Origin of the sequence: Bacillus salacetis (genome assembly GCF_003581585.1) — a bacterium.
Lineage (GTDB): Bacteria > Bacillota > Bacilli > Bacillales > Bacillaceae_B > Rossellomorea > Rossellomorea salacetis.
In genome coordinates this window covers 99,751-117,914 of record NZ_QXIR01000006.1, presented here as the reverse complement: position 1 = coordinate 117,914, position 18,164 = coordinate 99,751, and the positions used below count along the sequence as shown (strand labels likewise).

General features: G+C 42.5%; 25 protein-coding genes and 1 riboswitch. Of the genes, 21 read left to right on the top strand and 4 right to left on the bottom strand.

The window, feature by feature from the left end:
* Positions 1-166 precede the first annotated feature (166 nt).
* The 11 genes from spoIIQ to D3H55_RS06520 all read left to right on the top strand — a co-directional run bounded on the left by spoIIQ (position 167) and on the right by D3H55_RS06520 (position 9,803).
* Complete coding sequence (gene spoIIQ / locus D3H55_RS06570) at positions 167-1,093, top strand: stage II sporulation protein SpoIIQ (RefSeq protein ID WP_240628506.1); 927 nt, start codon at positions 167-169, stop codon at positions 1,091-1,093.
* Positions 1,094-1,387: 294 nt separating this feature from the next.
* Positions 1,388-1,570, top strand: coding sequence for a hypothetical protein (locus tag D3H55_RS06565; protein ID WP_119546117.1), 183 nt, complete (start codon positions 1,388-1,390; stop codon positions 1,568-1,570).
* Positions 1,571-1,584: 14 nt separating this feature from the next.
* Entirely contained in the window at positions 1,585-1,887 is a 303-nt protein-coding gene (locus D3H55_RS06560) for a DUF4212 domain-containing protein (protein ID WP_119546116.1), read from the top strand.
* A gap of 351 nt (positions 1,888-2,238) precedes the next feature.
* Entirely contained in the window at positions 2,239-3,906 is a 1,668-nt protein-coding gene (locus D3H55_RS06555) for a sodium:solute symporter family protein (RefSeq protein ID WP_119546115.1), read from the top strand.
* 809 nt (positions 3,907-4,715) lie between these two features.
* Positions 4,716-4,979, top strand: coding sequence for a sporulation transcriptional regulator SpoIIID (spoIIID, locus tag D3H55_RS06550; protein WP_006838368.1), 264 nt, complete (start codon positions 4,716-4,718; stop codon positions 4,977-4,979).
* 572 nt (positions 4,980-5,551) lie between these two features.
* Positions 5,552-6,553: a rod shape-determining protein gene (locus D3H55_RS06545; protein WP_119546114.1), complete on the top strand. Its 1,002-nt coding sequence runs from the start codon at positions 5,552-5,554 to the stop codon at positions 6,551-6,553.
* Positions 6,554-6,652: 99 nt separating this feature from the next.
* Entirely contained in the window at positions 6,653-7,495 is an 843-nt protein-coding gene (locus tag D3H55_RS06540) for a flagellar hook-basal body protein (protein ID WP_119546113.1), read from the top strand.
* A 16-nt stretch (positions 7,496-7,511) separates the two neighbouring features.
* Complete coding sequence (locus D3H55_RS06535) at positions 7,512-8,348, top strand: flagellar hook-basal body protein (RefSeq protein ID WP_119546112.1); 837 nt, start codon at positions 7,512-7,514, stop codon at positions 8,346-8,348.
* A gap of 13 nt (positions 8,349-8,361) precedes the next feature.
* Complete coding sequence (locus tag D3H55_RS06530; protein WP_119546111.1) at positions 8,362-8,646, top strand: DNA-directed RNA polymerase subunit beta; 285 nt, start codon at positions 8,362-8,364, stop codon at positions 8,644-8,646.
* Between the two features lie 191 nt (positions 8,647-8,837).
* The gene (fabZ, locus tag D3H55_RS06525) at positions 8,838-9,272 is read left to right on the top strand and encodes a 3-hydroxyacyl-ACP dehydratase FabZ (RefSeq protein WP_119546110.1); all 435 of its coding nucleotides are present in this window, start codon (positions 8,838-8,840) and stop codon (positions 9,270-9,272) included.
* A gap of 216 nt (positions 9,273-9,488) precedes the next feature.
* A complete protein-coding gene (locus D3H55_RS06520; RefSeq protein WP_119546109.1) occupies positions 9,489-9,803 on the top strand; it encodes a hypothetical protein in 315 nt (104 codons plus the stop codon).
* Positions 9,804-9,836: 33 nt separating this feature from the next.
* On the opposite strand, the gene D3H55_RS06515 is transcribed toward D3H55_RS06520, so the two are convergent.
* A complete protein-coding gene (locus D3H55_RS06515) occupies positions 9,837-10,193 on the bottom strand; it encodes a helix-turn-helix domain-containing protein (protein ID WP_119546108.1) in 357 nt (118 codons plus the stop codon).
* A gap of 223 nt (positions 10,194-10,416) precedes the next feature.
* On the opposite strand from D3H55_RS06515, the gene D3H55_RS25475 reads away from it, so the two are divergent.
* Both D3H55_RS25475 and D3H55_RS06505 read left to right on the top strand, forming a co-directional pair.
* A complete protein-coding gene (locus D3H55_RS25475) occupies positions 10,417-10,647 on the top strand; it encodes an eL43 family ribosomal protein (RefSeq protein ID WP_119546107.1) in 231 nt (76 codons plus the stop codon).
* A gap of 152 nt (positions 10,648-10,799) precedes the next feature.
* A riboswitch (cyclic di-GMP riboswitch) is annotated at positions 10,800-10,892 on the top strand.
* A gap of 33 nt (positions 10,893-10,925) precedes the next feature.
* Complete coding sequence (locus D3H55_RS06505) at positions 10,926-11,057, top strand: anti-repressor SinI family protein (RefSeq protein WP_119546106.1); 132 nt, start codon at positions 10,926-10,928, stop codon at positions 11,055-11,057.
* A 35-nt stretch (positions 11,058-11,092) separates the two neighbouring features.
* Here the strand turns inward: D3H55_RS06505 and D3H55_RS06500 are convergent, their stop codons facing one another.
* The 3 genes from D3H55_RS06500 to srtD form a co-directional block, all read right to left on the bottom strand.
* Positions 11,093-11,413, bottom strand: coding sequence for a helix-turn-helix domain-containing protein (locus tag D3H55_RS06500; protein WP_119546105.1), 321 nt, complete (start codon positions 11,411-11,413; stop codon positions 11,093-11,095).
* Between the two features lie 89 nt (positions 11,414-11,502).
* Positions 11,503-11,943 carry a YwpF family protein gene (locus tag D3H55_RS06495; RefSeq protein ID WP_119546104.1) on the bottom strand — a complete coding sequence of 147 codons (441 nt, stop codon included), beginning with the start codon at positions 11,941-11,943 and terminating at the stop codon, positions 11,503-11,505.
* Between the two features lie 479 nt (positions 11,944-12,422).
* A complete protein-coding gene (srtD, locus tag D3H55_RS06485; RefSeq protein WP_240628501.1) occupies positions 12,423-13,010 on the bottom strand; it encodes a class D sortase, LPxTATN-specific in 588 nt (195 codons plus the stop codon).
* A gap of 325 nt (positions 13,011-13,335) precedes the next feature.
* Here srtD and D3H55_RS06480 point away from each other — a divergent pair, with 325 nt between their 5' ends.
* The 8 genes from D3H55_RS06480 (at position 13,336) to D3H55_RS06445 (ending at position 18,051) form a co-directional block, all read left to right on the top strand.
* Positions 13,336-13,938, top strand: a complete 603-nt coding sequence (locus tag D3H55_RS06480; protein ID WP_119546103.1) for a TasA family protein — start codon at positions 13,336-13,338, stop codon at positions 13,936-13,938.
* Positions 13,939-14,085: 147 nt separating this feature from the next.
* The gene (tapA, locus tag D3H55_RS06475; protein WP_119546102.1) at positions 14,086-14,931 is read left to right on the top strand and encodes an amyloid fiber anchoring/assembly protein TapA; all 846 of its coding nucleotides are present in this window, start codon (positions 14,086-14,088) and stop codon (positions 14,929-14,931) included.
* Positions 14,932-14,936: 5 nt separating this feature from the next.
* Positions 14,937-15,515, top strand: a complete 579-nt coding sequence (gene sipW / locus D3H55_RS06470; protein ID WP_119546101.1) for a signal peptidase I SipW — start codon at positions 14,937-14,939, stop codon at positions 15,513-15,515.
* A 33-nt stretch (positions 15,516-15,548) separates the two neighbouring features.
* Positions 15,549-16,175, top strand: a complete 627-nt coding sequence (locus D3H55_RS06465; RefSeq protein WP_119546100.1) for an LPXTG cell wall anchor domain-containing protein — start codon at positions 15,549-15,551, stop codon at positions 16,173-16,175.
* Positions 16,176-16,232: 57 nt separating this feature from the next.
* Positions 16,233-16,883, top strand: a complete 651-nt coding sequence (locus tag D3H55_RS06460; protein ID WP_168412983.1) for a TVP38/TMEM64 family protein — start codon at positions 16,233-16,235, stop codon at positions 16,881-16,883.
* On the top strand, positions 16,880-17,182 hold the full coding sequence (locus tag D3H55_RS06455; protein WP_119546098.1) for a DUF5658 family protein: 303 nt from the start codon (positions 16,880-16,882) through the stop codon (positions 17,180-17,182). Before D3H55_RS06460 ends, D3H55_RS06455 begins: the two co-directional genes overlap by 4 nt.
* Before the next feature lie 194 nt (positions 17,183-17,376).
* Positions 17,377-17,817, top strand: a complete 441-nt coding sequence (gene ssb, locus D3H55_RS06450; RefSeq protein ID WP_119546097.1) for a single-stranded DNA-binding protein — start codon at positions 17,377-17,379, stop codon at positions 17,815-17,817.
* Positions 17,818-17,862: 45 nt separating this feature from the next.
* Positions 17,863-18,051 (top strand): hypothetical protein, encoded by a 189-nt coding sequence (locus D3H55_RS06445; RefSeq protein WP_119546096.1) that lies wholly within the window; start codon positions 17,863-17,865, stop codon positions 18,049-18,051.
* The last annotated feature ends 113 nt before the right edge of the window (positions 18,052-18,164 follow it).

Sequence of the window (18,164 nt, the reverse complement as noted above, 5' to 3'; positions counted from 1 at the left end):
CTTCCTTATAGATATTCTTCTAGTTATTTTACCATTAACCCAGTTTTCTTCCATAGAAAATCAGAAAATGTGATAAAACATACATATTTAGATTGGTTTTGTCGAAACATAAGAAATTAAAAAATTTTTTCAAGGAGATGTATATAATTTTTTCAAAGTGTTCAGAATGATTGCTGAGGTGATGAAAATGAGAGAGGAAGAAAAGAAACAACCTTCTCAGAAATTCTTTAAAAAACGCTGGGCATACCCGGCAATGTATTTGGCAAGTGCAGCAATCATTATTACAGCAATCCTTTGGTACCAAGCAGCTGGAAATGATGTTGCAGAAGATCAGGAACTTGGGTACGAAGAGGATGCTCAAACAGGCAATGGGTTTGATGATCCAGCAGTCGAAGTCAACCGGACAATGGAAAATTTCGTAATGCCAGTAGCTGATGAAAATGAAGCTGTCATCGTAAAAGGATTCTATGATGTAAATGCTTCAGAAGAAGAGCAAGAAGCTGCATTGGTTGTCTATGACAATCAGTATCACCCTAACCAGGGAATCGATATCTCACTTGACGGAGAAGACTTTGAAGTATTAGCTGCAATGAGCGGTACAGTCACAAAGGTCCAGGAAGATTCACTGCTTGGCAACATGATTGAAGTCGAGCATGACAAAGGAATTGTAACACGTTACCAATCAGTCCAAGACTTCGCGGTTGAAGTTGGCGATGCTGTAAAGCAAGGGCAAAAACTTGCTAAAGCCGGCCAGAGCTTGTTCAATGAAGAAGCAGGAGTTCATGTACACTTTGAAATCCGTAAAGACAATGTTGCTGTTAATCCAAAAGAATATGTAAATAAATCTTTAGCTACACTTCAAGAAGTATCTTTCGATCAGAAACCAGCCACTGAAGATGCACAGGCAGAAGACCAGCAAGAAACAGATGTCCCGGATGCTGCTGACAGTCAAAGTGAAGATGGTGCCGCTGAGGAAAACACTCAAGGTGAAGACCAATCAGATTCCGCTGATGAAAATGGAACTGAGAATTCCAACACTGAAGAGGACGCAGACCAAGGCACTGACGATGAAGATAGTTCAGAAAACGAATAAACAATATCAAGGGGCTGTCCATTTTGGACAGCCTTTTTCACGAGAAAAATTTCCGGGGAAATTCGACTTTAAAAAATTATTATAACAAAATAATCTATCCTAAATCAGTAAGTCTCATCTATTATAGTCTTCATTTATAAATATTGCAGGAAAATAAATTTCCACAACAAGCTGAGAAACCAAGCAGAACTTGTCTACAAAAACCACTTGACTGTAAATCATTCAGTGTTAATAATTACCCTATAATTAAATATTCAGAATATTACAGTATTTTTTATCAAAGGAGGTAAAAGATTGTTATTATATTTAGGTTTTATCATCATCACTGGAGCCTGCCTTGTGCTTGCTCTTAAAAAGAAAAAAGCTTCATTCCTGGCGATTCCTTTCATTTCTTTGTTCGGATATGGATTAGTCCAGATCATCCTCGTCCCTTTGCCTTTCATTGATACGGTCAAGTTCATTTTCAGTTTGTCATGAATAGGAGGAATTTTATGAAGAAGATTGAGAAGGCCACTGCTGATCAATATTTCAAGGAAAAAAACCGGTATATCTTTCTCTATTTAATTGTCTGGTTCATTTCATCTTTCGGCGTTGTATTGTTTGCAGAACGGCTGAGTGATGTAACAATCAACGGTTTTCCTCTTCATTACTTCATGGGTGCGCAAGGAGCAATCATCATTTTTATCATTCTGTTGTTCGTCAATGCGAAGGTAAGTGACTCGATTGATAGAAAATACGGCATCGATGAAAGTAAGAATGAGAGTCTTAGTTATGGAAAGACACTGGATCATTGATTCTCAAAAAAGCTTCCAGGTAAGTTCAGGTCTACGTAATTGCATGGGGGCTTACCAGCCAAATTCAGAAGCGGCCGTTCAACGACGTATGGATTGGAGGGCGCCTGCATGAGATAAGTGCATCAAGACGAATGAGCATGAAAGCCGATCCCGCAGTAGATCGAGCACCTTCCGTTTGAATTGCTTGGCATCCCGGTCCTTTTTTAATCGGATACAACGATGCCCTTTGCACATATCAGTTAAAGGGTTGCTTTACCAAAGTGCCAATGATTTTTTTGCTCCTGAACAACGAAAAATTTAAGGATCAATATAAACGCTTCACCCATTAAGAAAGAAAAAAGGGGGACAAATATGGATTTGCAATTTATTGTGTCAACAGCCATTATTTTAGCTACTTTTGCTCTTTATATCGGTATTGCGGTTTATAACAAGGCGAAGGTGACATCCGATTTCTATGTTGCCGGCCGCGGGGTACCGCCGATCTTTAATGGAATGGCCATCGGCGCCGACTGGATGAGCGCCGCTTCCTTCATTGGTATGGCAGGAACGGTCATGATACTGGGATATGATGGCCTTGCCTATATCATGGGGTGGACAGGCGGATATCTGCTGTTGACCTTCCTTTTGGCCCCGCAGTTAAGGAAGTATGGACGGTATACGGTGCCGGAATTCATCGGGGACCGTTATAACAGCCATACGGCGCGTGTCATTGCTGCCATCTGTACCATCATCATCTCGTTCACATATTCCATCGGCCAGTTATCAGGTTCGGGGGTGGTGATCGGCCGTCTTTTTGAAATCGATGCAAAAGTCGGGACAATGATCGGCGTTGTTTTGATTGCATTCTATGCGGCGTTCGGCGGCATGAAGGGGATAACATGGACACAGGTAGCGCAGTATATCATTTTGATCATTGCCTACCTCATCCCTGTCATATTCATGAGTCTGCAGCTGACTAACAACCCGCTGCCTTGGATTTCTTATGGAGAGCTGATTGGTAAAATGGGCGAGCTGGACCGTGAGCTCGGCATATCGGAATATTTTGCTCCATTCACGAACGGGACCAAGTGGCAGTTCATGGCCCTCATGTTCACATTGATGGCCGGTACAGCGGGGCTTCCGCATGTCATCGTCCGTTTCTATACGGTATCGACCATGAAAGCGGCCCGATGGTCAGGGGCTTGGGCTCTGTTGTTCATCGGGCTTCTTTATCTATCAGCGCCTGCCTATGCGGCCTTCTCGCGTTTTATTTTGATGACGAAGGTTGCGGGGCAAAGAATCAGTGAACTGCCGGCATGGACGACATCCTGGGTGGACACAGGCAAACTGCAGATCGCCGACAGCAACGGGGATGGCATCCTACAATGGACAGAGTTGGTCATTTCCAACGATATCGTTGTAATGGCTACGCCCGAGATTGCCAATCTTGGAGTATTTGTAATCGGTCTTGTAGCTGCGGGTGCGATGGCTGCTGCCTTATCCACTGCCGGGGGACTGATGATGGCGATTTCCTCATCCTTCGCCCACGATATTTACTACAGGGTGTTCAGGCCGAATTCCACTGACAAGAACAGGCTTGCTGTTGCCCGGTGGACAATTGTGGTTGCAACTCTTCTTGCCGGTTTGGTTGCGTTGAATCCTCCAGGTGTCATCACCCAGATCGTCGCATGGGCCTTTGCGCTTGCCTCAGGCACGTTTTTCCCTGCCCTTGTGCTTGGGGTGTGGTGGAAGCGTTCAAATGCAGCAGGAGTCATTTCCGGGCTGCTGGTGGGCCTTGGTGTTACCCTGACCTATATCTTCCTGGCAAGAGAGGGCATCTCCTTATTCGGCATCATCGATACAGGAGCAGGTGTATTCGGCGCAGTGGCTGGATTCCTGACTAATATCATTGTCTCCTTATCTACCAAAGCGCCATCCCAAAAAATCCAGGAAGAAGTTATCGATCTCCGCTATCCTGAACAAATGACGTTCAAGGATGGGGAAGTCTGGATCAATGATGATGTGACAATGAATAAATAATGAGGAATTAAAGAAGGCTGCACTCCTCCATCTTTTTTAGGGTGGAAAGGGGTGCAGTTTTTCATTTTTAACCATTGGCTCACCTCCAAAGCTTGACCAAGGAACAGCTCATTCTGCCATACAATCATCTGCATCGACAAATTTCTCGGGAAATAACTCATTTGTCCGGGATTTTGAAGCGGAGACCACGGGGGCTGCCAATAGGAGGGGCAGTATTCTTTCTTGAATTAGGTTAGATACAGCACAAGTCTACCTGGTCGGCCAGTACCCCTTTTTTATCGGAAGCTTCTTATGAGCGAGTGTAAACGAAAAAGCGGGTCCCTTCCTGCCCGCGAAGTCATTGATCCACTCAACTAAATCTGATATCCAGTCCGGGCCAAGACTTCGGAACGATGGTATACCTGCGTCACAGGGCCATCAACGATTCAATCACAACCACCTATCCCGTTTCTGAATTTCTGAAGCTTTTAGGAGGCAGCGGTGCCAGGACATGAGGAAGTTAAATTGATGAAAATTCAGAAAATAACGATTGTACCCTTGTCCTTATTCACTTTTTCTTGCATATATCTTGACCATGCTTAATAAAATGAAACAAACCTGACAAAAAAGAGAGTGTTTGAGGTGAAGAGTCGTTTATTCAGACAGGGAAAGTGCCATCATCATGTTCATATACAGTATCCGGGAAGCTGATAAGCAGTAAATAAGGCTTTCTGCCGCAAATAAGAAGCAGTGCGGCCATCCAGCAGAAGTTAAAGCGAGAGCGAGTCTCATTTCACACTTCTCCATCCAATTTAGGGAGGTAGAGTGGTGTGCACGATTACATCAAAGAGAGAACAGTAAAGATTGGGAAATATATCGTGGAGACAAAGAAAACCGTTCGTGTCATAGCGAAAGAGTTTGGCGTATCGAAAAGTACCGTTCATAAAGACCTGACAGAAAGGTTACCTGAAATTAATCCTGAACTCGCAAACGAAGTAAAAGATATTCTCGATTACCATAAATCAATCCGCCATCTCCGCGGTGGGGAAGCAACCAAGAAGAAATATAAAAAAGATGAACTCGAAATCAATTGAAAAGCACCAGGTATCAAGATGGATATGATACCTGGTGCTTTTATTTATATGGCCAAAAAGGTAAATATATTGGAATCAGGTCACTTTCATCAGCATTGTAAAAAACTTAAGCGGTGGCGGAATGATTATATAAATGTTGGAGGAATACTCAATAGTATAAATAAGTTGCTATCGGTAGATTGGAGAGGAATGGGGCAGCCCCTGAGGATCAGCCGTATTCCTCTGGCTCCCGTGGCAGCCAGGTTTCGGTTTCTGTTTTAAAAATCCTTGGCAATGAAGGTCCTTTATCCATCACCGGATGGACACTTCAATTTATATTGCCACACTGGCCGACGGGCATCTGAAACAGAATGCATTTATTTCATATTGTAATCAGGTTGCGCTAATATGTTTTTCTTGACAAAAAATAGACAATTAGTACCTGCTTTCGACATATTTATGGTAAAATAATAAATTAGGTGAAGTTTTTTCTATTCCCTATTTTAAATAATTTAAACAACCAACGATATTACTTTGATAATAAATAGGATGGCTTTGAAAAAGCGTTGAAATTGAGAAGGGAGAACAAGAAAATGTTAGCGAAAGATATTGGAATTGACCTGGGAACGGCTAATGTATTGATCCATGTGAAAGGAAAAGGAATCGTCCTGAACGAGCCTTCTGTAGTGGCAATCGACCGCACCAACAACAAAGTCCTTGCTGTCGGTGAAGAAGCCAGGCGAATGGTTGGACGTACACCTGGAAACATTGCGGCAATGCGTCCATTGAAGGATGGCGTCATCGCGGATTTCGATGTAACAGAATCCATGCTGAAGCATTTCATTAACAAGCTGAATGTAAAAGGGCTGCTGTCCAAGCCCCGCATTCTGATCTGCTGCCCTACAAACATCACAAGCGTCGAGCAAAAGGCGATCAGGGAAGCAGCTGAAAAAAGCGGCGGCAAAAAGGTTTACCTTGAAGAAGAGCCGAAAGTTGCAGCGATCGGTGCCGGAATGGATATCTTCCAGCCTTATGGGAACATGGTCGTGGACATCGGGGGAGGAACAACGGATGTAGCCGTTCTTTCCATGGGTGACATCGTTACAGCATCTTCCATCAAAATGGCTGGTGATAAGTTCGATGCGGAAATCCTCAGCTATATCAAAAAAGAGTACAAGCTCTTGATTGGTGAACGCACAGCTGAAGATATCAAAATCAACATCGGGACAGTATTCCCTGGATCCCGCGACGAATCCATGGAAATCCGCGGCCGTGATATGGTTTCCGGTCTTCCAAGAACAATCACTGTAAAATCTGCAGAGATCGAAGGAGCGCTTCGTGAGTCTGTAGCTGTCATTGTACAAGCTGCCAAGAATGTCCTTGAGAGAACGCCACCGGAACTTTCTGCGGATATCATCGATAGAGGAGTCATCCTTACAGGCGGCGGTGCACTTTTACACGGGATCGATCAGCTGCTTGCCGAAGAACTCAAAGTACCTGTCCTTGTGGCTGAAAACCCTATGAACTGTGTAGCAATCGGGACAGGCATCATGCTGGAAAACATCGATAAGATCAGCAGAAGGAAAATCAGCTGATACCAATAACAACCAATTGAAAGAAACACATAACAATCCCGAAAAGGATCCGATATAATAATTGTTAGATAAAAATGTACGGAAAAAGAGGTGCCCAACATGCTGCGCGGATTCTATACTGTTGCCTCCGGGATGCTTTCCCAGCAACGGAAAACAGAAATGCTGTCAAACAATCTGTCCAATGCCAATACCCCGGGATATAAAGCGGATCAGTCTTCAATGAAGGCCTTCCCGGAAATGCTGCTGTCATTGCAGGGACAAAAGCTGGATGTCCCGACCAAGAACGGCCTTAAAATACCTATGTCCCAACAGGTGGGGGCATTGAATACGGGGGTTTACATGCAGGAAACGATCCCGGCATTCCTACAGGGGGATCTCCAGGAAACAGAAAGATTGACGGATGTCGCGCTGGTTGACGGAACTATTCCTGTCGACCCTGAAACCGGCTTGCGGGGAGGAGTGTTCTTCACTCTTCAAGGCGGAGACGGAACACCTCGTTACACCAGAAATGGAAACTTCAACGTGGATGGACAAGGATTTTTAACATCTGCGAGCGGCTTATATGTCCTGGATCAAAATGGCCAGCGGATCCAGATGCCTTCCGATGAGTTCAAAATCACGGAAGAAGGCCGAGTCCTGGTGAATGAAATTGAGTCAGCAAGACTGGGTATAGGCTTTGCGCTCAATCCAAACAGGCTGACAAAAGAAGGGGACGGTCTTTTCAGGACAGAAGATAACCAGCCCCTTCCAGATGCATACGGCAGTGAGGCAGCATTCGGGATGCAGCAAGGTTTTATCGAGCGCTCCAATGTTGATACCGCTAAAACGATGACCGATATGATGACTTCCTACAGATCATTCGAAGCCAATCAAAAGGTTTTACAGGCGTATGACAGAAGCCTGGAAAAAGCAGTGAATGAAATTGGCCGTGTCAATGGCTAGGAGAGGGGACTGACCGATGAACAGAACGATGATCAGCGCAACCAATACATTGAACCAGCTGCAGAAGCAGATGGATACAATCGGACATAACCTCGCGAACAGTGACACAAATGGCTATAAGCGCAGGGAATCCATGTTTTCGGAACTGCTGTTCCAGCAGGTCAATAACCAAAAAGCTGACAGGGATATCAATGGCAGAATGACCCCTGCAGGCATTCGCCAGGGTGTTGGCGCAAAGCTGTCACAGTCTGAAATCAATCTTGCCCAAGGTTCTTTAAAGTCAACAGGCAGGAATCTCGATTTCGCCCTGACTGCACGCAATCAATTTTTCAAAGTCCTTGTTCAGGGGGAAGATGGAGCGAAAGTACGTTTCACAAGAGATGGTGCTTTCTATGCAAACCCGGCAGGCAATGGCGAAATGATGCTGGTGAATGGCCAGGGACATGCCATCCTTGATGAAAATGATGACTTTATCACCTTTACAGAGGCGGAAATGAACAGCCAAGACATTCGTCTTGGTGAAAATGGACAGTTGACTATCGCAGGAGTGCCATTTAACCTTGGAATAGTAACAATTGAAAAACCTCAGTTCATGGAGCAGGCCGGCCAAAACCTTTTGGGACTGCCGGACGATCTGCAGGGGCTGGGAGTCACTGAAGATGAAATTCTCACCAACATGAACGGTGCCTTGCGAAATAATATCGGCCTCGCTCAAAGCACATTGGAAGGTTCCAATGTCGACATAGGGAAAGAAATGACGGACATGCTGAATGTCCAGAGGGCATATCAATTCCAAAGCCGTTCCATCTCGATGGCAGATCAAATGATGGGACTTGTAAATGGAATCCGTTAAAGGAGTTAAAACAATGACTGAAAAGCAAATTCTGCAAGAAGAAGGCAAAACAAGGGAAGAAATCAAAGCGGAAAAAAAGAATAAGAAAAACAGAGCGGAAGAAAAGCCCGGCAAGTGGGTAAGAATCCGTGTTCTTCCGATCTGGCTGCGAATCATCCTGTTTGTTGTGCTTCTTGCCGGATGTGTCATTGGAGGCGCCATGTTCGGATATGGCGTCATAGGGGACGGCAAACCGATGGATGTACTGGACAAATCCACATGGCAGCACATTATCGATATAGTCAAAAAAGAACAATAACTAAAAATCAACCCCGGTCTCCTTACAGAAGGCCGGGTTTTTAACGCTTTAAAGCACTGGGGGACAGTCCCCGGCTGCTTTAAAGCGCTAAAGCGAAATGGCGAGCTGATCCAAAATAACTTTTTATCCAAGAAGAATTCAGGTAGAATGGATAGAAGAAAAGGTACATAAAGGATTAAGGAGGCAGTTTGATGCTCGATATTACTCAAATCAAAGAAATTATCCCGCACCGCTATCCATTCCTGCTAGTGGACAAGATCATTGAAGTCGAAGAGGGAAAAAGCGCCGTGGGAATCAAGAATGTAACGGCAAACGAAGAATTCTTTAACGGCCATTTTCCGGATTACCCTGTAATGCCGGGAGTCCTGATCGTAGAAGCGTTGGCACAAGTCGGGGCAGTGGCGATGCTGAAAAAGGAAGAAAACCGCGGACGCCTTGCGTTCTTCACAGGAATCGATAACTGCCGGTTCAAGCGCCAGGTGAAGCCGGGAGACGTTCTCCGCCTGGAAGTCGAAATGGTTCGCTTCCGCGGAGCAATCGGCAAAGGAAAAGCCGTAGCTACAGTAGACGGCGAAGTAGCCTGCGAAACAGAAATGATGTTCGCATTAGGCGAAAAACAAGAATAACAAAACAAGAAGTCCAGCTGCCGAAGCAGCTGGACTTCTTTAATGCTTTAAAGCACCAGGGGACTGTCCCCGGCTGCTTTAAAGCATTAAAGGGACCGCCCTTTCATTAACAAAAATATTGGTACTGGATGCAAGTTTCCAAAATTATGGGGCATGCTATCAAAAGACCGCAGAGATAGGTCTCAAAAATTCTTTGTAATGAAAGGAGTCATACACATGAATAAAAAACTTTTATCCATCCTTGGTGGAACAGCACTTTCCGCAATGCTTCTTGCAGGTTGTAACGGCGACCAGGAGCCGCCTCCGGAAGATAATGAAGCTCCAGTTGAAGAAGAAGTTCCTAACGACGACAACGGGGACATGAATGAAAATGGAGATATGAACGACAACGGCGACATGGATATGGATACAAACGATGGTGAAGGAAATATCTCTGAAGACAACAATGGAGACATCGACGACAATCAAAACGGCGATAATGGTAACGACCTGGAAGACGAAATGAAAGACGATGAGAAAAACAATCAGTAATATGAAGTCAAAGGCCGGTTTAGTACCGGCTTTTTATATGGTCTTTTTATGATTCTTTTCCCTTCCCCCGAGCGGCTTCCTTCTTTTCATCTCCATTAACATCGTGAAATGGATGAACTCCTCCTTGGTAAGTCCCTGCTCTATCGCTTCCTTCAGCAGGCTGATCCAATCTTCCTCAAGGGTGACCTCCAAATCCGGTTGATCAAGCAGTTTATCGAGTGAAACTTCAAGGGCTGCTGCAATCCTTTCCAGCACATTGATAGAAGGGTTTTTCTGTATATCCCTTTCAATCGAACTAATATAAGACTTTGAAATCTCTGCCTTTTGAGCTAATTCATTAATGGTCATTCCCTTTTTCTCTCTTATGGATTTGATTCTCTCCCCCACCATAGCCCGAACTCCTTCTCCATTATATAGTTAGTTATTCCATTATAACGAACAAAAAATATTTTATAAAATCAGTATAGTTAAGATAAAGACAGCATACAGTAGAAAACTAAAGAAAAAAGTTCTTTATTAAGAATATTTGGAGGATTTTAGCGTTTAGCAAATAAAAGGAAAATCCTGTATAGTAGACATAAAGTACTATATAACGAACGAGAGAGGTGGATTTATGTTTAAGAAACATTGCCAGCGATGCAGCCGTCCCTCATTCAGCTCTACTGAAACAGGGGAGTGGCTGTGCCCATCCTGTGGAAATGACCTCACTGACTTACCAGTTCATAACCCATCAAGCTTCCTTCAAATTAACCAGAAGATTGTTCCTTTAGAGAAAAAACTAAAAGCATATCGTAAATCTTTTCCACTAAGAAACATGGATATCCGACAAAAAAACCTTTCATAAACGACAAAATTAACAGAAAATTACTACAAAAGGGAAATAAATGTAAAATAAGATAGGAAAAAAGTTAGAATCTACAGCAGATTTTTACAAATTATAGGTTTTAGTAATTAGTATAATGGATATAGTTAAAGAACTGGTTAGCCAACGGGATAGTCAGACAAAGGCAAACTCATTGAAAAATGAGGACGCAAAGTCACAGATCTAAGGCAGGAAAAGGTTCTTGCTAGGATGGCTGGATTGCCTGAAATACTAAGTGTATTTTAGGAGGAGATTAGAAAGTGGTGGAAAGAGAACTGGATCTGGAGTGGATTACATTAATTAAAGAAGCAATGGCGGTAGGGGTCACCAAAGACGAAATCCTAGAATACCTACATACGAATAGAGAGAAATCAAAAGTACTTGTAAAATAATCAAAGCGATTCCCACTAAATGGGGAATCGCTTTTTTACTTTTGATTTAGTTTCCACTTGTTGAATTCGATAAACTCCCGGAACTGTTCCTTGCTGATGCCAGACTCCATCGCCTGTTCAACAATATTGACCCAGTCCGAATCGATATGCTTATCTTCAATCGTGTCATATAGTAAAGAATCGACGGGGACATTCAGCGCTGTGGAAATCTTCTCCAAAAACTGAACCGATGGATTCTTCTGCAAATTTCGTTCTATGGAACTCAAGTAAGACTTGGCAACCCCAGCCTTATCCGCAAGTTCGGTCATGGACATTTTTCTCTCTTGTCTAAGCTTCTTTACTCTTTCCCCGATCATTACCGTTCACATCCTGTACGTATAATCATCCATTATAGTGACAGTATACCACAAAACAAGCCGTTTCTTGTCATATTTTGTCTGAAAATTTATTTGGATGACTTAGCAGTTGCAGCCAGTCTTGGCTTGGAACGCATCTTATCCCTGAATTCCTGTACAAGCCCTGCTCCCTCAAATCCTTTATCCACCAGATCATCAAGCAGAAGTTCTGCGTATTCATTGCGCATCTTCTTCAGCTTTCCTTCAAAAAGAACACTCAAATGAAAATCCATCGTTTTGATGCAGCTGATCCTCGTCATAAAGGCAGCCGGGTCATTTTCAGGAAGGGAGATGACAACCTGCACCTCAATGTCATTCTCGCTCTGCTGGGCATCACGGAAGAAATCATAATAATCCTTCTTCATGCACCCCTCAATCAGCCAGGTCCCTTTTCCATCTTCTTTATTAATAATTAAACCGTCCACAATTTCAATGTCTTTAAGATCATCGTTTTCAACAACTTGAAGGGTGATTACTTTAAAGGTTTTCATGAACGATCCTCCATCTCATAGTTTGTACAAATTATAACATATGGGAGATTTAAAAACATACTGGGTCACTCTAATACTAGTTATAACATGGTTTTCGCTCCAGGTGCTCGACTCCGCGGGGCGGGCGGTGACTTAAAAAGCACAAGCGCCTTGATCAGCACCGACAGGCATAAGCCAAGCCGGCGGGAAGATGGCTCTTTCACCTTCTTGACGGCTTGGCTTATGACCCCTAGGGCCTTGGCGCTGGAGCTGGACTGGCCACCTCAGCTTTGCCTGCGGGGTTACGTTCCAGTGGGTACGTAACCTTGGTCTCACCTGTCCCGCTAGTCCCGCAGGAGGTCGAACACCCTCCGCTTCAATCAACTAGGTAAGTTATTTCTTTAATTAGTCAGCTTTTCCTTTGGATAAAAAGATAACTTAATACTCACTAACTGTCCGGTATTCACTCATATGAAAAACGCCAGCTCTAAACCAGCCAATCAGTCAATCCGTTTGGCATTAATGATATAACGCTCTACAGTGCTTGATAAGTATTCAAAGGGATAGCAGGTGGATAGGGTCAAGATCTCATCAGGTGATGTGGATAGGACAACCGACATGTCGTCTTCCTTCACAACGAACATTTCATAAATCTCATATGTGAAAGTTCCATTGCTCATTTCAACTTTCAACTGGTCACCTTCCTGAAGATCGCCCATCTGTTTGAAGACTGTGTCCCGATGGCCGGCAAGGAAGATGCGGTCCTGCTGGTTCGGCAGCTTGGTTGAGGAGTAATGCCCAACGCCTTTTTCCAGTTCGTCTTCATCTGTTCCTTCTATAATGGGGAGTTCTCTATTGAGGGCAGGAATCTGGAGGATGCCGACTACATCTCCTTTTTCAAATGAATAAGTTGATATTTCCTCCTTTGTCTCAGGCTCTTCATTTGATACAACCTGGGCTTTTGCTTCTTGCAAAGCATTGTCCTGTTCCGTTTTCTGTTTGAATATATGATAGCCCGCATATCCGATTAATCCAATACCTGCGGTAAGCATGAGAATACTTATATATTTAAGAAACTTATTGAACAAGCGAAATCCTCCTCAAGGGTTTGTACCTTTATTTTCTCGCAAATGAGATAATTTGTCATTAGTTATTAGAAATATTAACGAGAGACTGAACACTACCTTGTTCATTATAAAATACAAAAAGTTCATTATAATTTACAAATTAGTAAGAAAACAGGAGTTATTAGAAGATAATGGTAGAATAATGTTCGTTTTAACGAAAAAACGGAGGTTTTTCAAGTTTTTCAAGCTAGGACTTATGGAATATACTTACATTGTAAGTTCGTTACAGAGAACAAATAAAAAGACCTGTAACGAACGAAAACAAAATTCGAGGAGGAATTATAAGATGGGTATTAAGCAAAAATTAGGTTTGGGAGTAGCATCTGCAGCACTAGGTTTGTCATTAGTTGGTGGGGGTACATATGCTTACTTTAATGACGTAGAAACAACAACAAATACTTTTGCAGCTGGGACATTAGATTTATCAATAAGTCCAGATGTAATTATTAATGTAGATGATATTAAACCTGGTGATTGGATGAACAGAACATTCAAATTAAAAAATGAAGGATCACTGGATATTTCAAAAGTATTACTGACAACTGATTATTCAGTAACAGATGCAGGAAATGATAATAGTGACGATATGGGTAAACATATTCGGGTGAATTTCCTTCAAAATTTAGATAAGAGCGGCCTAGTAACACCGAATGACATTATTTATTCAACAACTCTCCATGACTTAAAAGGAACTGCACCAGATGCAGTTCAAAAGAAAATATGGTCATTCTTTGGCGAAAGAAGTGGTTTGAAATCTGGAACTTCAGATAATTTCTATGTTCAATTTGAATTTGTAGACAACGGTGAAGATCAAAATCAATTCCAAGATGATTCCCTTTCTCTTGTGTGGAAATTCGATGCTAAACAAACAGCAGGCGAGAGTAAATAAGAGGAGTGTTACTGGGGAAGGTAAGCATTACGCTTACCTTTCCTCAAATTTATTTTATGTCGTGTAGATAGAATGGATTTTAATTAGACGAGATAAAATAAATGTTCATTTTCTATCATATAGTGATGGAAATGAGGAGGGCTTTTATTGAGGTACTTAAGAATAAAAAAATATGCCAAACGTAACCAGAAACTACTATTATGCAGTAAAGTTCTGCTGACTTGCTACATATTAATATTCACTCTATCATACTTAAACTCCAACACGGCCGCTTATTTCAGCGACACAGATGAAGATAGCTTCACTATCCAAGCTGGGACTTGGTTCGATAAAAGCGATCTTGGGTTTGTAAAAAGTAATACAGAAAAATTAAAAGTATGTACTCCAACAGAGATTAGTGCAGATATAAAGAATCACGGTTTTACAATGACTGGGCCAGCGAAATATGAAGTATATTACATCGAAGAGGGCAGCCCTAAAGACAATGGCAAAAAAATTGGTGAGGGAGAAATCAAGCCAATCAAGGAAAACGAAACTATTACGCTATCTTTTCCAACAGAGTTAGAGGGATCCTTCATGTTTAAAGTCTATCAAAGGGATGGATATGAAGGGAAGAATGAAGTCATCTGGAGCCACAAGATCATGGTGAAGTGTCAAGATAAAGATGAAGAAGAGGAGAAGAAGGAACCTAAAGAAAACAAGGAATCTAAATCAGAAGGCAAAGATGAAAATCAAGAACAACCAGCCTCAGATCCTGTCACGGATAAAACAGAAGAAGTGAAGGAAGAGAAACCCGAAGAAAAAGTTGAAGAACCTGTCAAAGAAGAGCAAGAGCAGCCGAAGGAAGAAGAAAAACAGCCTGAAGAACCTGTAACACCTCCTGCACCAGAAGAACCGCAAGTACCTGTTGAAGAACCAAAAGCTAAAGCAGACGAGGCTCCTGCAGTTCCTGATCCAGATAAAAAAGATGAAAAGAAAACAGAGGAAGGTTGATCGTTATGAATGGTAAAAAGCTTATGAAGTGGGGCAGCAATATAGTAACCACAATATTATTTCTGGTATTGATCTTTATGGTAGTTGTCGTAGTTTCCTCGAAGGCATCCGGAGGCGAACCGCAAGTGTTTGGGTATCAGCTAAAAACCGTCCTATCCGGATCAATGGAACCGGGTATTAAGACGGGATCGGTCATTGCTGTTAAACCCGGCGGTGATATGACCCGTTTTGAAAAAGGGGATGTCATAACGTTCCAGCAAGAAAAAGATATGCTCGTTACCCATAGAGTGACAGAAGTAATCAAAAGCGGAGACAACATTATGTATAAGACAAAAGGGGACAACAATAACGCTGAGGACATGAATCCTGTTCTCTCTGAAAATGTGGTGGCAGAATACAGCGGCTTTACTATTCCGTACCTTGGCTACTTTATGAATTTTACAAACTCAAAGAACGGTGCGTTTCTGTTACTGGTCCCTGGAATCCTATTGCTAATCTACTCTGGTTTCACAATCTGGAAAGCCATTTCTGAAATCGATATTAAAACGAAAAAGAACGACACCATCGAAAACAATGCTTCCTGATGAATGTCCAAATGGATAAGGACGTGAGAAGTGATGAATAAAGTAAAGAGATGCCTCGCTGTTTTCAGTCTGCTGATATTAATGTTTTTTTCAGCAATCAATTTGGCAACTGCTGCACCCAATGAATCGATACCGGAAGTAGATATAGCCACTACGCCCACAAAAGTGCTATTTGATGTAGATAACATGAAACCTGGTGATTGGGCAGACAGAACAATCAAAATCAGTAACAAAGGAAAACAAGATTTTACTTATACGATGTCTACTCATTTAAAATCTGGCTCAAAAAAACTATATAACGAATTAACGATGAAGGTTTCTGATGCCAAAGGTGAACTATATAACGGAAAGATCTCAGACTTTAAAGGATTTGATGGAAGAAATCTTGCTAAAACAGCAGAAGAAGATTTGAATTTCACTGTAGAATTCCCCGCGCATTTGGGAAACGAGTTTCAAGGCCTTGAAACAGAAGTGGAGTTCAAGTTCTATGTAGCGGGCACACTTGGCGGCTTGCTGCCTGTAGATGGCCCTAAGCTGCCGGAGACTGGTACAAACACCTTTGTGTTCTTGACCTTAGGTGCGATAATGTCGGTTGCAAGTTTATTATTAATGGCTGTACAAAGATACCGCAGAAAAAGGCTGGAACCCACAAGACCATGAATTGCCTACTACAGGTAATTCATTTTTTCTTTAATTCCTCTAGGAGTGATGAATCCGATGATGAAACAATCCCTTTCTTTAAGTCTGTCAGCTATCATCATAATTATGGGGATCAATCAAAAAGAGCAGATGATCGAGTTGGTGCACGGGGGAGGAGGCTTAGCCGTAATCATAAGCATTTTTTTCGTCGCGGTCCTCGTATTTTTCCCTATCATTCCTTATCCTGTGCTGGCAGGAGTAATAGGTTCGGTAGCAGGAGTTGTGAATGGGACGTTGATTTCTCTAACAGGCATTTTCATGGGAACCACTTTGATGTTTTACTTATCAAGGTATGGCTTCCGGGATTGGTCACAAGGCGTGTTGAATAAGTATCCTAAAGTAAAAGATTATGAACGTTCATTTGAGAGAAATGCCTTTCTGGGTCTCCTATTTGTTCGTCTATTACCTGTTATCCCGTCACCAATCGTGAACATCCTTTCAGGCATGAGCAAAGTCAATTTTTTTGTTTTTTTAACTGCCACTTTAGCAGGCAAACTGCCGGCTGTTATTACGTTTACACTGGCAGGGAGTGTATTTGCTGGAGACAGATTGTTATCCATTTCTATATACGGGGTATACTTTCTACTAATCGTTAGCGGAGCGTCCATTTATTTTTACAAAAAGAAATATTCTACTATCACTCCTACTAACGAGCAGGTGAATCCATGAAAGTGGTCCTTCATATATTGGCTGCACTCAATTTAATTGACGCGTTTGTCACGTGGTATGGAATCAAAAATGATTTCATTAAAGAAGCCAACCCCATCATGGACTCTATCTATTCTGCTCATCCGGCATGGTTCCTCTCTGTAAAAATTTTGTTATCCGTCTTCCTATATGCGCTAATCCTTTATGGAGAAATCCCAAGGAAAAAATGGTTTGCCTCGGTAGCTTATACGGCTATCGCAGTGTATTTACTAACATTTCTATTGCATGGATTATGGATTTCCAAGTTATTGTTGAATTAAGCCGGGCAAAAAAGATTAAATTTCTTGAGTTTCGGATTATTAGCTTTTCTTTTTATGAAAATCCTGTTTTCCTCTTAGTGAAAATGGGATTTTTAAGTTGTTAATGAGATTGAAAGAGGCACTTTCCCCATTTTACAAAGATGAATCCTGCTTATATCCTATACTTACCAACGAAAGAAAAGAGGTGAGAGAACATGATAAATCAGGTCACGTTGGTAGGCAGGCTGACGAAGGATCCGCAGATGCGTTACACAGCTGATGGGAAGGCAGTGTTGAATGTCACTTTGGCGGTCAATCGTCAGTTTAAAAATCAGGGAGGGGACTATGAGGCTGATTTTGTGCTTTGCACGATGTGGAAGCGGGCGGCTGAAAACACGGCAAAGTACTGTAATAAAGGATCCGTTTTGGGTGTGGTAGGACGCATCCAGACAAGGAATTATGATAATGAGACCGGGAAGAAGGTGTATGTGACGGAAGTAGTGGCGGAACAGGTGAAATTCCTGGATGGAAGGCCGGTACAGCAACAGCCATTTCCAGCCAAGCCGCAGACACAGACCGTGCCGCAAGAGCAGAGGCCTGCACAGCAGCCTCAGCAAAGATCTTCGGAAGTCGATCAGACGCTGCCGGTTTTCTAAAGTAAGACACGTTTGGTTTATGACTAAATATGGAGGGCGTCCATAATGAACAAAAGCGAATCAATGGAAAGATTGATTGAAGACCTGATAAGGAAATTGGCAAGAGCCAATGTGGAGCTGTATTATCTTTCACAGCGGGTGACGCTGCTGGAGAAAGAAGTATCCTCGGATAAGCCTCAAGATCCCGCAAACAAAAGAATGACCTTTATCACTACACCTGCAAAAGTAAATTAAATTTCTTAAGTCTTGTTTTATTTCATAACCTGAACCCCGTAACAACCTTCTGCTGTACCTCTTAAAGAAAAACTCAATAGCTATACTTCGCTTTCCACCTCACTATTGGCCGG

Excerpts from the sequence above, each read along its gene's own strand:
- D3H55_RS06515 (WP_119546108.1), bottom strand. The coding sequence starts at position 10,193 with ATGGTGGGGGAGAGAATCAAATCCATAAGAGAGAAAAAGGGAATGACC.
- ssb (WP_119546097.1), top strand. The coding sequence starts at position 17,377 with ATGATAAATCAGGTCACGTTGGTAGGCAGGCTGACGAAGGATCCGCAG.
- D3H55_RS06445 (WP_119546096.1), top strand. The coding sequence starts at position 17,863 with ATGAACAAAAGCGAATCAATGGAAAGATTGATTGAAGACCTGATAAGG.
- D3H55_RS06545 (WP_119546114.1), top strand. The coding sequence starts at position 5,552 with ATGTTAGCGAAAGATATTGGAATTGACCTGGGAACGGCTAATGTATTG.
- D3H55_RS06495 (WP_119546104.1), bottom strand. The coding sequence starts at position 11,943 with ATGAAAACCTTTAAAGTAATCACCCTTCAAGTTGTTGAAAACGATGAT.
- D3H55_RS25475 (WP_119546107.1), top strand. The coding sequence starts at position 10,417 with ATGTTTAAGAAACATTGCCAGCGATGCAGCCGTCCCTCATTCAGCTCT.
- D3H55_RS06535 (WP_119546112.1), top strand. The coding sequence starts at position 7,512 with ATGAACAGAACGATGATCAGCGCAACCAATACATTGAACCAGCTGCAG.
- D3H55_RS06500 (WP_119546105.1), bottom strand. The coding sequence starts at position 11,413 with ATGATCGGGGAAAGAGTAAAGAAGCTTAGACAAGAGAGAAAAATGTCC.
- D3H55_RS06540 (WP_119546113.1), top strand. The coding sequence starts at position 6,653 with ATGCTGCGCGGATTCTATACTGTTGCCTCCGGGATGCTTTCCCAGCAA.
- D3H55_RS06530 (WP_119546111.1), top strand. The coding sequence starts at position 8,362 with ATGACTGAAAAGCAAATTCTGCAAGAAGAAGGCAAAACAAGGGAAGAA.
- D3H55_RS06465 (WP_119546100.1), top strand. The coding sequence starts at position 15,549 with ATGAATAAAGTAAAGAGATGCCTCGCTGTTTTCAGTCTGCTGATATTA.
- fabZ (WP_119546110.1), top strand. The coding sequence starts at position 8,838 with ATGCTCGATATTACTCAAATCAAAGAAATTATCCCGCACCGCTATCCA.
- sipW (WP_119546101.1), top strand. The coding sequence starts at position 14,937 with ATGAATGGTAAAAAGCTTATGAAGTGGGGCAGCAATATAGTAACCACA.
- D3H55_RS06520 (WP_119546109.1), top strand. The coding sequence starts at position 9,489 with ATGAATAAAAAACTTTTATCCATCCTTGGTGGAACAGCACTTTCCGCA.
- spoIIQ (WP_240628506.1), top strand. The coding sequence starts at position 167 with ATGATTGCTGAGGTGATGAAAATGAGAGAGGAAGAAAAGAAACAACCT.
- D3H55_RS06555 (WP_119546115.1), top strand. The coding sequence starts at position 2,239 with ATGGATTTGCAATTTATTGTGTCAACAGCCATTATTTTAGCTACTTTT.
- D3H55_RS06455 (WP_119546098.1), top strand. The coding sequence starts at position 16,880 with ATGAAAGTGGTCCTTCATATATTGGCTGCACTCAATTTAATTGACGCG.
- D3H55_RS06480 (WP_119546103.1), top strand. The coding sequence starts at position 13,336 with ATGGGTATTAAGCAAAAATTAGGTTTGGGAGTAGCATCTGCAGCACTA.
- D3H55_RS06560 (WP_119546116.1), top strand. The coding sequence starts at position 1,585 with ATGAAGAAGATTGAGAAGGCCACTGCTGATCAATATTTCAAGGAAAAA.
- D3H55_RS06460 (WP_168412983.1), top strand. The coding sequence starts at position 16,233 with ATGATGAAACAATCCCTTTCTTTAAGTCTGTCAGCTATCATCATAATT.